The organism is Paenibacillus sp. FSL R7-0272 (assembly GCF_037969905.1).
In the GTDB taxonomy this organism is placed as follows: domain Bacteria; phylum Bacillota; class Bacilli; order Paenibacillales; family Paenibacillaceae; genus Paenibacillus; species Paenibacillus polysaccharolyticus.
The window spans coordinates 6,433,358-6,445,948 of the sequence record NZ_CP150221.1 but is presented as its reverse complement, the minus strand read 5'-3'; the positions used below and the strand labels follow the sequence as shown (position 1 = coordinate 6,445,948).

At 46.3% G+C, this 12,591-nt stretch carries 5 protein-coding genes; 4 read left to right on the top strand and 1 reads right to left on the bottom strand.

Annotated elements, in window-relative coordinates:
• Nucleotides 1–2 precede the first annotated feature (2 nt).
• From MKY23_RS28165 to MKY23_RS28155, 3 genes are all read left to right on the top strand, one after another.
• Nucleotides 3–962 carry a nucleoside hydrolase gene (locus MKY23_RS28165; RefSeq protein ID WP_154889735.1) on the top strand — a complete coding sequence of 320 codons (960 nt, stop codon included), beginning with the start codon at nt 3–5 and terminating at the stop codon, nt 960–962.
• 1 nt (nt 963) lies between these two features.
• Nucleotides 964–2,355 carry an ADP-ribosylglycohydrolase family protein gene (locus MKY23_RS28160; protein WP_336121537.1) on the top strand — a complete coding sequence of 464 codons (1,392 nt, stop codon included), beginning with the start codon at nt 964–966 and terminating at the stop codon, nt 2,353–2,355.
• A 393-nt stretch (nt 2,356–2,748) separates the two neighbouring features.
• On the top strand, nt 2,749–9,078 hold the full coding sequence (locus tag MKY23_RS28155) for an Ig-like domain-containing protein (protein WP_339834191.1): 6,330 nt from the start codon (nt 2,749–2,751) through the stop codon (nt 9,076–9,078).
• Nucleotides 9,079–9,187: 109 nt separating this feature from the next.
• Here MKY23_RS28155 and MKY23_RS28150 read toward each other — a convergent pair whose 3' ends face one another.
• Nucleotides 9,188–9,814 (bottom strand): hypothetical protein, encoded by a 627-nt coding sequence (locus MKY23_RS28150; RefSeq protein WP_154889746.1) that lies wholly within the window; start codon nt 9,812–9,814, stop codon nt 9,188–9,190.
• 506 nt (nt 9,815–10,320) lie between these two features.
• On the opposite strand from MKY23_RS28150, the gene MKY23_RS28145 reads away from it, so the two are divergent.
• A complete protein-coding gene (locus MKY23_RS28145) occupies nt 10,321–12,450 on the top strand; it encodes a 5'-nucleotidase C-terminal domain-containing protein (protein ID WP_154889748.1) in 2,130 nt (709 codons plus the stop codon).
• Nucleotides 12,451–12,591: the final 141 nt, after the last annotated feature.

Sequence of the window (12,591 nt, the reverse complement as noted above, 5' to 3'; positions counted from 1 at the left end):
CAATGACAAAACCTATAATTATTGACTGTGATCCAGGACATGACGACGCAATTGCCATTTTGCTAGCGCTGGCTAACCCAGAGCAGCTGGAGATTAAGGGCATCACAACAGTGGGCGGCAACCAGACCTTAGAGAAGATTACGAATAATGCGCTCAAAATTCTCAGTTTTGTCGGAGCGGATATCCCGGTAGCGAAAGGAGCGAAGGGGCCGCTGTTGGGTTCCTTAGTGACGGGAGAGGAAGCCCATGGTGAATCGGGAATGGACGGCCCTGTACTTCCGCCAAGCCGCTTTCGGGCAATTGAAGAAGGGGCTGTAGAGTTTATACGAAATCTGTTGCTGTCTTCGGATGAGCCGATCACCCTTGTGCCCATTGGCCCGTTGACCAATATTGCTACCCTCATTCGTGCGTATCCTGAACTGAAGTCACGGATTGCGGGCATTTCCATGATGGGTGGAGGCATTGCTTATGGAAATGTAACTCGTACAGCAGAGTTTAACATCTATGTTGACCCGGAAGCGGCCCAAATTGTATTTGAATCAGGAATTCCGATCACGATGAGTGGACTGGATGTGACGGATAAAGCGGCTATTTTTGACGAGGAGATTGAGGCTTTGAAAACACGCGGCCCCGTATCAGTTATGGTTGGGGAACTGCTGGACTTCTACTCGATTTACGGCAAAAAGATGGGTTACCATGGCAATGCCCTGCATGATCCGTGTGCCATTGCATGGCTGCTTCAGCCTCAGCTGTTCCAAAGCAAAATGCTGGACGTGACGATCGAAACCCAAGGAACGCACACACGCGGGATGACCGTGGGCGACTTGCGCACCAAGACAGATCGCGAGCCTAATGTGAACGTACTGCTAGATGTTGACCGTGATGCCTTCATTCGTCTCATCTATGATGCACTTGCTATCCTGGACGCTCGTGTAGAGCAATCTCCACAAGGGGATTCTTAATATGGCAGGCTGGACTGACTTGCGAGAGACGGTGCGACTTGAACTGCTTCAACGGGGTGAGGAAGGCTGTGACACTCAGGGATATATGCAAAAGTGGGACGAGGCCGCTGATGATGAGAGCACGCTGTTGCAACTCTACCGAGAACTGATGGAACTTCAGGTATCGGCTGATTTTCCTTTTGCAGAACCTTCGAATTTGGAAGACATCCGTGCTTTGCGTCCAGAGGGCCCTCGCGAGCTTCAAGCGGACTGGAGTGAGCAAGTATGGCGAGATAAATTCTACGGGGCTTGGCTCGGGCGAAGTGTTGGGTGTGCACTAGGGAAGCCATTGGAACACCCCGATTACCTCTACGGTAAGGATGGACGCCCGGGCTGGGAAAATATTGAGCTTTGGTTCAAGGGAGCTGACGCCTGGCCAATTCGAGGGTATACTCCTGAACATTCCCGTGCGGAGCAGGAGTATGGCTTGAGTTTGACAGAACTGGGGCCTTTAAGTGTCCGAGAGAAAATTCGGTTTATGGAGAGCGATGATGATATTCGTTACACGATTCTGGGCTTGCTGTTGCTGGAGGAAAAAGGGCTGGACTGGGATTCGTGGGATATCGGAAAACTGTGGCATCACCGTCTCACATACAGTCAGGTATGTACAGCGGAGACACAAGCATACATGAACTTTGCCCAGGAGACTTCACACCTGAAGTCGGATAAACCTGCGGATTGGGCACTACGCCAGGAACGTGTACGTATGCATCTCAATCCATATCGCGAGTGGATCGGAGCTGCAATCCGCGCTGACGGATTGGCATATGGTGTAGCCGGACAACCTGAACTGGCAGCCGAACTTGGCTGGCGAGATGCCTCCTTTTCTCATGTCAAGAATGGTATTTATGGTGAGATGTTGAATGCAGCGATGATCGCTGCGGCGTTTGTGGAAAATAATAGCGAGCGTATCGTAGAAATTGGACTCAGCGAGATTCCGAAGACAAGCAGACTGGCCGCAGATGTGCTTCAAGGCATGGAGATTGGACTCTCTGCTCGGAACGAGCGGGAATTGGTCAGCAGGATTTGGGATACGTTCAGTCATTATGATGCGGTGCATACCAATAACAATGCTGCACTGGTAGCAGCATCGCTGGTGTATGCTGGCAATGATTTTGAGAAAGCGGTTGTCACGTCTGTTTATGGTGGGCTCGACACCGATTGTAATGGAGCTACGGTGGGCTCGATCATGGGTGCGCGCCTTGGTGCGGCACAGTTGCCCGAATCCTGGACAGCTCCACTAAACGACACGCTTTACGCCGATCTGGTTGGATTCGATCCGGTGTCGATCTCTTCCTGTGCTGAACGCAGCTATCAGGTGTTTTTGAAGCTTCACAATCAAGCGCGTAACTAGGGCGTGTCTTGAAACCTACTGAAGTACATCTTTTACCGCCTTTTCGCCCCTGATGCGTCAGTTTCCTTTGCTTGGAACGATCCTATCAGGAAATAGAACTCGAATTAATTATATTAATAGTGTGTAGCCTTAGGATTTTCCTGAGGCTTTTTTGTTGTTCAGTATTTGTTTAGAGACAGAGGTTATACTGAATCTCGCTAATCATCTTTTATATAGAAAGTAGGTCATAGACAATAATAGATTCAGTAGATTACTTTGTGAATGCACCTTTGTAGATCAGGCACAAGAATTCCCTATAGCAAGTTAACTGGGTTGCATATATGAAAGGGGATTCAGAATTATCTACAGCAAGAAACCAGTTACATTTCAATTTTATATGGAGGCAAAAAGGATATGACCAAAGGCATCAAAAAAATCATTTCTATTGTGCTCACGGTATGTTTAATCCTGGGGGGGAGTGGCCTATCTGCATTATTAGGTTCAGTAGCCTATGCAGATAACGCTCCAACCACAGCAGAGGCAAACTACAAGCAATATCGTGTGAAGTTAACGGCCGATCCGGTCACAGATACAGCACCTGCTGGTTTCGGTACAGCTGCCTCAGATGGACGGATCTGGACAGACAAGAGTGTTACGGCAGAGAGTGATGGTACATTCAATATTCAATTATCTGCGCTAGCACAAGAATATATGACATCCAACTCCACGAATCCAGGCGTTGGCGGTAACAGCAATGCGAACGGATCAGCGGCAGACGTAACTTTTATTTTGGATATGAGTTCTTCAATGGGTACCCGCAGCGGTAAAGAAGTAGCGCTCACAGCTGGAGATGCAGGCGTTTATTATCGCGTAGAAGCTATGGCTAAGGCTGCAAATGACGCCATCCGTACAGTCATGAACGCCAATTCCAACAACCGTGTTGCGGTATATTGGTTCGGCGGATCAGCTGATGCTAACCATCTCGGTACATTTATGGAGATGGGACATTACGAATTTAGTTCGGGTCATGGTACAGAAGACTATCTGAAATACGTAGGTGGCAATACTCAAACGGTTACTTTGAACAGTAATCTAATCAAAGATGGTAGTTCCGTTGGAACACAACCTGCAGTTGGACTAGGGCCCGGCACTCCCACTCAGGACGGAATCATGTACGGTGTCTCGAAGACGATGAGTAAGGTGGGAACGAAGGGAGCAGGTCCAAAGCGACAGCCTTATTTATTCCTTCTATCTGATGGAGCGGCAATTCATGCCAAGAAAGCATGGTCTCTTTCGCCGAAAGGCAGTTCATTTGAGACCAATTTTGCCAATGCATTAGCTGAGGCTACAACAATCCCGAATTATAATCAAAGCGGAACGAATGTTAACAAGTATGTGCCAGCTACAGCGGGCGTCGGTTTGGCAAATACAGGTGATCCGGAAATTGCTGCGTTAACCATTCTTACCGGTGCATATATGAAGGATCTTATGGACCGTAAATACACCGAATACAATGGGGGAGAAGCCACTCAGTCCAAAGTGTATACTGTAGGGTTGGGTTCCACAACGGCGATCAATGGACCGTATAACGGTAACGAACCTGTGTATGCGTGGGCAGGACTTGATCCGAAACGAGTCAACGAGAATAAGGAAGATAGTAATTATAACTATGGTACTGCCAAGAACACATATGACAAACTGAGTGCATATGCATCTCAGGGGCCTAATGGATTTAACTATGCCAATTCATTTGTATACAGTAGTTATTACACATTTGCCCCAACGTATGACATTGTGAAATCAGCTTTCTCCGGTTTAACCAATGATGTTGAGGCTACTACAACGATACTTCCGCTTCTCAACATACCGGAAACCACGGATCTGGGGAACGGTGGGGAAACGGCAGATATCGCGAGTGCTATCGTTGTTGCAGACGATATCAGCAATGATTTTGCTGTGGATCTGTCCACGTTAAAAATCGGGGATGCTGTTGCGACAGTAGACACAAATACGAATATAAACGGTGGTACAGCGTATGCATTCGCGGGGTATGGAAGTAAGGCGGTCATTAAAACCGTCGCAGGCGTTAGCAGTCTTACATGGTATATTGACGCAGATGATATGCAATCGCATATTTACCGTTTCAAAAACCGGACAAGTCCGCAGCCTGGAGACTATAGTGCGCCAGCAGGCGGTTCTTTTAAAATCAGTTATAAAGTAAAACCGACATTTCAGGTAGCACCTGATCAGGTGGGTGACACATCCCGTTACATCAATGCGGGCAATGCGAGTGATGGAGCCAAGACGGCAGCGTACTTCCAACCACCTGCTGACAGTCCCTATTATCAGGCTTTAACAAGTAAACAGACCATTTCCAAAACGGGTGGAATCGGCGCAACGTATGTAACCGAGGAATCGCTGAATAATGGCAAGGCCATTATGAGACTTGGAAACAACGGGAAGCTTGATTTGCAGATGGGAATTATGAAGACAGGCCCGGCAACCGTTCCAATTAACGGGTCTATAGATTACAAAGTGACCATCTATAACTATACAAATACAGCTATTACAGGGCTCAGCGTCATTAGCGATGGCCAAACCCAAACAGGGATTGATGTTCCAGCCAATGACAGCAAGGTGCTTACTTTTACGAAAACTGCACCGGGCACGCCGCAGACGTTAGATAGCGATAATGCTGTCATTTCAGGAATTAACCTTGCGTCCAATACGGTATCTACGGATGTAACCAACGTGACCACAGCTGTAATCAACACGCATGTTATTGGAGCTGTAGGTGGTACATCTGTAGGGGATGCCACCTATAACATTGGTGATTCTGCAACAATTACAGCTACTCCGAATCAGGGTTATACATTCGCAGGGTGGTATGATAACCCGGGAGGAACAGGAACGCCTTCAAGTACGAATACAACATATACGTTCACGGTTCAGACGAATCAGGATTACTATGCAAAGTTCACATCGTTACCCGTAGCCCATGATGATACTTATAGCGTTGTGAGAGGAGAAACTCTCAGTGTTCCAGTGGAAGAGGGCATTTTGCTCAACGATACGGATGGCGAGGGACGTACACTTACTGCTGTAAGTATCAGTTCAATCAGTGATGAAGGCAAGGGGACACTGAATGTATATTCAAATGGATCATTCACCTTTGTGGCGGAAGCAGAAGCATCGGGTAGTGTGACGTTCACCTATAAAGCTAATAATGGTTCTGCCCTATCGAATGAAGCGACGGTAACGATTAACATTACACCACCTGCACATAAGCCAACCGCGAAAAACGACAGCTACAACGTTAGAAGCGGAGACACACTGGATGTTCCAGCGGAGAAGGGCTTGCTCTCTAACGATACCGATGATGAGAATCATCCGCTTACCGTGGACCATGTCAGTTCGCTTAGTGATACGAGCAAAGGTACACTACATGTAAATCCGGACGGATCGTTTACGTTTGTTGCGGAAGCAAATGCATCGGGTAATGTGACATTTACTTATGAGGCCTATGACGGGACAGCCTACTCAAGTTCAGCTACGGTTACCATCACCATCAAAGTGCCGATCACGACTCATGTCATTGGTAATGTTGGTGGCGTAACAGAAGGTGACGGTGTCTATGCACTTGGCGAATCGGCAACGATTACGGCAAATCCAGCTTCAGGTTATGCCTTCGCAGGATGGTATGACAACGAGGAAGGTACAGGTACACCTGTAAGTACGGATAAAGTTTATGCATTGACAGTTTCCTCAGCTGGAGACTATTATGCAAAATTCAGTAAGCTGTCTACAGCTGAGAATGACAGCTATCAGGTAGTGAAGGGCCGTACGCTGAACGTTCCTGCGGCAACCGGTATTCTATCGAATGATACCGTTGTAGGGAACGGTACGCTTACTGCCGTGAGCATCAGCTCCCTGAGTGATACAAGCAAGGGGACACTGAATGTTAAAACCGATGGTTCATTTACGTTTGTGCCTGCTGGAGAAATATCTGGCAGTGTGACGTTCACTTATCAGGCTTATGATGGAGTAGGTAATTCCAACGAAGCTACGGTTACAATCACATTTATCAACCCTAGCATTGATGGAACAATCAGAGATAAAGAGACCCAAAATCCGGTATCTGGTGCTACTGTAATTTTGCGCGACCTTGCGGGTAAAGAGAAGGGGCGTACTACGACCGATACAAATGGGAAGTACAATTTCGAAGACGTCGTCATCAATAATTATATTTTGGAAGTTGTGCGTGATGGATATAGCCCGGCGCATAGAGAAGTCTCTGTGTCTACAGCCAATGTGAATGGAAACGGACATATCACCGAAGATTTTGAACTTGTGGATTACGAGATAACATTAACAGCCAACCCCTCATCCATACTTGGTAATGGTACGGCTACATCCGAATTTAAGACGGTGATAACCGATAAAGAGGGGCGTCCTCAGGCAGGCGTTGAAGTTGTGTTTGAAGTACCGAATACAACGTACGGTCATTTTACCGGAAATACCAATACAATAACGGTTCTGACGGATGCACAAGGCGTTGCTAAGACAACCTTTACTGCAGCGGTTCTTGGGGGTGCGGGATCGGTATCCATACCGCTGACGGCAACCGTAGATGATAGCCAAAAGGGTATCCAGGTTAGTGACACGATCTATATCACGATTACTCCTGGGGTTATTACAGGTGTTGTCACAGACCAGGCAGGACATCCGTTAGCAGGTTCCACGATTAAAGTAAGTAAAGATTTTGACGGAGATGGCATTGCTGATTTTCACGCGGTTGCTATTACAGGAGTTGACGGGGCATACACCATTGCTATACCGCAGGGGAATGTGACATACGATGTATCGATTACAAAGCTGGTTGAGATCAACGGTCAGCAGAAATCGGTCACGTTTAATCAGAACGTCCCCGTAAACGGAAGTGTGGATGGCCATTCCTTTGATGGAAATAAAACCGTATCAGGTATTGTCCTGGTTGGAAAAACGCAAGGGGAATCCGCAACGCTCGATGGGACTGTGGGCGGTGGCTACAATGTATTGATCAATGATGGTAATGGCGATCATACAGGTCCAGTTGACCACAACGGTATATTTAATATCGACAGTGTGCTCAAGGGCAGCTATACGGCAAAAGTCATCTATAACATTCCGCTTCCAGGAGGTGGGACACAACCTATCGTTGTAGGGCACATGAATGCCGAAATTAATGCAGACGGACAGATTAGCATCAGTGAAGTGCTTATTGACCCGTATGGTACAATTACAGATTCCGTAACAGGTCAACCGATAACCGGTGCTGTTGTTACACTTCATTACAGTAACGGAACGGTTGTTAACTTGCCGCCAGTGAATAACTTCCCACCAGCGGATAATGCCAACCCGCAGACAAGTGATGCGACAGGGCAATATGCCTTTATGGTATTTCCGCATACGGACTATTATTTAACTGCGAAGAGAGCTGGATATAAGGATTTTGATAGCAGAGTTGTTGATCCAAGCCAACCGCTGATTCATGTGGGTACGGATATTGTGCTGTATAACTTTAGCATGACACCTATGCCAACATCTGGAGGAACAGGAACAGGAACAGGAACAGGAACAGGAACAGGAGCAGGAGCAGGAACGAGTGCGGGTGCATCAAACTCACCGACAACTTCAACTCCACCAGCAACTGTTCCAACAACTACGACGCCTTCGGGGTCTATCGATCTCGCTACAGCGATTCTGGTTGACAAAATGAAGGGTGGCGAAGGAGATACACTTACCTTCACCGTGATCTATGCCAATAAAACCTCGATCGATGCCGATGGTGTGTACATCAAAGTTAAGATCCCTTCAGGGCTAAGTTTGGTGGATGCGAACGGCGGTGCTTTGACAGGCCAAGAACTCAAGTGGAATGTTGGTAAGCTGACGGGAGGAACGCAAGGCAAGCTGACGTTCAAACTCAAGGTTAACGATATGAACGAAGGTGAAGATTTTGGGATCATAACGGCTAGTATAGGTACGGATCACAAGCTTACACTTACGAATACACAAGATGATGCATCCTTGATCAAGGTGATGTTGTATTCTAACCGTTATGAACATAAGCATGCCCGTTACATTATGGGATATCCAGATGGTAACGTTAAACCCGGACGACTCATTACCCGTGCAGAGATTGCTGCCATCTTTGCCCGTACACTGCAATTGCAAGATGAGGTTCACCACGTTCAGCTGTTCAGTGATGTTGCTACAAGTTACTGGGGAGCCGATTATATCGAAGCAGTTGTAAACAAAGAGATATTTAAAGGTTATGCAGATAACACGTTCAAGCCAGATCAACCGATCACACGGGCAGAGCTGGCAACAGCCATTGCTCGTTATCTCGGAGTTGCAAGAGAGCTGAAGATGAACAATGTATTGAGAATCAGCTCGTTTACCGATATTGAAGGGAGCTGGGCGGAGCAGTCTATCGATGAGGTATACCGTTTTGGATTCCTAGCAGGATACAAAAATGGCTCCTTCCAACCCAACAGTCAGCTTACCAGAGAGGAAGCTGTCAAAATGATCAATGGGATGTTGTACAGAGGCCCATTAACCGGGGTTGAAGCTTCTTATCCAGACAACCGTTTGGGCAGATGGTCATTCGGAGATCTTGAGGAAGCGACAAGAACGCATACGTACAAGATCAATCCAGATGGCTCCGAAACGATGTTAAAATACATTCCGGAAGATCTGTGGTAATTCGCGAAAAATAAAAAAGCCGAAGCGGGGATAAACTCCTGCTTCGGCTTTTCATATATTCATTGCGAGTATCATTCAACATAAATATAAGGCTTCTGTCGATCCCCTATTAACGGCCGCCCGTATTGGAAGCCCAGACAGGAATCCAGCTATTCGGGTAATATTCGTTGGTCAGGGTAGTATTGTAGAGAACTAGGTTACCGTCATTTTGCATGACGAAAGTATCCCCTGTTGTGCTCGTTGGTAATGCGCTTCCATGGTGACCAGGAATCCATGCTGCAGTATTCGCAAACCAGGCATCTACCAGCTTGGTTGTATCTGTTACCAGTACGGTATCCCAGCCCGGGCCATAATAGTATTCATACTTCCCTGTGGCCGGGTTGGTTCCCCAACGATAAGCATATTGATAAATTGTTTGCCACTTCGTTCCATATTTATAGATGACAGGCTTCCCATATTGTTGTTCGAATTTAAACGAAAGTGCTCCGCTTTTACTTGTGCCACTGCTCCATAGAGAAGAGCCGTTCTGGTAGATTACGAAATTCCCGTCATCCTGCCAGATGGCTGAAAACCTGCCGTCTTGGGAGGTCAGATAGTCCCCTTTTTGCATACTCTGACCGATCAACAATTTATCTCCAAGGTAGCCTGCGGAAGCTGTTGTGGGTACAGCAAAGGCCAGGATCAGCAAACATGTGATCAAAATGCGGAATGATTTTGGGAAAAATAGCTTTTTCATTGGACACTCTCCTATATTCCTTAGAATGGTTGATGCAAATTGCGTAGTACAACAAACGCTTACGGGTATTGCCGTAATGCAACATAGCGTTCGGTCAGAAGTGGTGAAAGAGCAATCAACACATCCCCCAGTGGTCATTCATGGGACAGCCATATGTACAGAGCTCTCAGGGTCACCTCCTTTAATGGCAATCAAATGCTAGAATAGATGGTTTATATCGTTGTGAGCTTAAATATGTTTGGTAGAAGTTTCAGAAAGGCATAGTGGTAGTAAAGGAGGATGATTCATTCATTTAACAGAGTTAGAAAGTGATTACAAAGAGAATATATAACATTTTATTCCACTATAGCAAGAGAAAAATATAAAATACAACATTTTCAATATAAAGAGTTCTGTATTCTTTTGTAATTTTTTTTACATAGATTTAATAGAATTGGTCACTTTTATGAATTGAACTATGGTAAAATGTTTCAGGATTTGAAATTGGAGAGGGGTTTGGTTTACTCATGTCTTGGAAAAAAGTTTTGGGGAAAAGCACCATTCGTGTGGCAGCTGCTACATTATTACTCACTCAGCTGTTCGGCGCAGCCGGTTCCGTTTCTGCCGCAGGTAAAGATGTAGAGGTACATTTGATAGGAATCAATGATTTCCACGGCCAATTGGATACAACATCTATGGTTGGTGATAAGAAGGCAGGTTCTGCTCCAATTCTAGCAACGTATCTCAAAGAAGCTAAGGCCAAATATGAGCATTCCTTGCTGTTCCATAACGGCGACTCGGTTGGTGCATCTGCTCCAGTCTCATCTATGGATCGCGATGAGCCTACCATGGAATGGATGAATATGATGGGATTTGATGTAGGTTCCCTGGGCAACCATGAATTCGACCAAGGGATTGCTGCATTGAAGGCTCAAATTTTTGGCGGACTTGATCCAAAAGAAGGTAAAGTAACTCACGCCGGTGCCAAATTTGATTATGTGAATGCAAATGTGATCGAAAACTCCACAGGTAAACCCCTGATTAAACCGTATGTGATCAAAGAAGTAGGTGGCGTCAAAATCGGATTCATCGGACTCGTGACGAAATCAACGCCAAACAAAGTATCTCCAGCGGGTACAGCAGGTGTACGTTTCCTGAGCGCTGAAGAAGAGGTTGAAGCCGTTAATAAATATGCAAAAGAATTGCAAGACCAAGGCGTTGAAACGATCATCGTTCTGGCACATGACCCAGCATCGACCAAAGAAGGGGTAACAACTGGAGAAGCGGCTGATCTGGCAAAAGCGTTGCCTGCAAACTCTCCTGTTGATGTCATCGTTGCGGGTGATAATCACGCTCTGGCCAATGGTGTCGTGAATGGCAAGCTGATCGTGCAAGCGTACTCTTATGGTACGGCGTTTGAAGACATCAAGCTGATGATTGACCCTGTTACGGGAGATGTAACTGAAAAATCGGCTACCGTGACAACCACGTTCCAAGAGGGTGTAAAAGAAGATCCTGAAACACTAGCAATTATTAAGAAGTCTTTGGATAAGCACCCTGAGCTGACCAAGCCAGTAGGTACAACAGATGGTACCGTTTTGCGTACGGATGCTTACAATAACGAAGCTCCACTGGGCAACCTGATTGCAGATGCGATGCGTCAAGCAGACTTTGGCGATAAAGCAAGTAAGGCTGACTTTGCATTCATGAATCCAGGTGGTATCCGTGCAGACCTGCCCAAAGGGGATGTGACCTTTGCAGATTTGGCTAAAATCCAGCCTTTCGGCAATACACTCGTGAAGCTGGAGCTGACAGGTGAGCAGGTGAAAACGTTGCTACAACAGCAATGGGGAACCAATGCTGACGGTACACCAAATACAAAAACGTTGCAAATTGCTGGTTTGAAATACACAGCCGACTTCAGCAAGCCGGTTACTGAGCGTGTGACGGCTCTTACGCTTGCAGATGGTACACCGATTGATCCTAAAAAATCATACACTGCTGTCGTGAACAATTTCATGGCTGCAGGTGGAGATAACTACAAAGTACTGCTAGATGCAAAATCCTCCTTGGCTGGCCCAATTGATCTGGATGTGTTCTACAAATACATCACAGATACATTCAAGGGTGGCAATATTCAAGCTAAGAAAGAAGGACGTATCACGAATCTGGCTGTCGCTACAGAGCCAACAGAAACACCAGCACCAGTAAGTAATGAACCTATTTCTCGTGCTGAATTTGTAACTGCACTCGTGGATCTGTTGAAGCTTAACGCCGTATCTACAGCACCTGCATTCAAGGATGTTGCTACGAATGCTGCATATGCCGATGCTATCGCAGAAGCTACAAAAGCAGGATTTATTCAAGGCTACGGGGGTAACTTCTATCCTGAGCGTGATATCACTCGGGAAGAGGCAGCAACCATTTTGGCGAAATTGGTGAATAGCCCGGCATCCGAAGCGAAAGCGGCAACGATCATTGCTGGCTTCGAAGATGGAAAATCGGTGGCTACTTACGCGGTGAAACCACTAGCAAAACTGATTGATAAAGGCATTTTCAGTGCAACAGACAAAAAAATGCTGGAACCTAAGCAAGGTCTTTCAATGAATGATGCCAAAGCGTTGATTCAAAAAGCAGCGGCGGCGAAAGCTTCCTGATTCATCATTGCTACAGCAGTTGCAAACCACTCGCTAACATGGCGGGTGGTTTTTTTTGTAAGGCAAATACACTTTTTCAGCCTTGTCCACGTCTATCCCTCACCAAAATCGCTCTATTGCATCTAATAAACTATCAACAAT

Coding starts and splice junctions, on each gene's coding strand:
- MKY23_RS28165 (WP_154889735.1), top strand. CDS start 3: ATGACAAAACCTATAATTATTGACTGTGATCCAGGACATGACGACGCA.
- MKY23_RS28160 (WP_336121537.1), top strand. CDS start 964: ATGGCAGGCTGGACTGACTTGCGAGAGACGGTGCGACTTGAACTGCTT.
- MKY23_RS28155 (WP_339834191.1), top strand. CDS start 2,749: ATGACCAAAGGCATCAAAAAAATCATTTCTATTGTGCTCACGGTATGT.
- MKY23_RS28150 (WP_154889746.1), bottom strand. CDS start 9,814: ATGAAAAAGCTATTTTTCCCAAAATCATTCCGCATTTTGATCACATGT.
- MKY23_RS28145 (WP_154889748.1), top strand. CDS start 10,321: ATGTCTTGGAAAAAAGTTTTGGGGAAAAGCACCATTCGTGTGGCAGCT.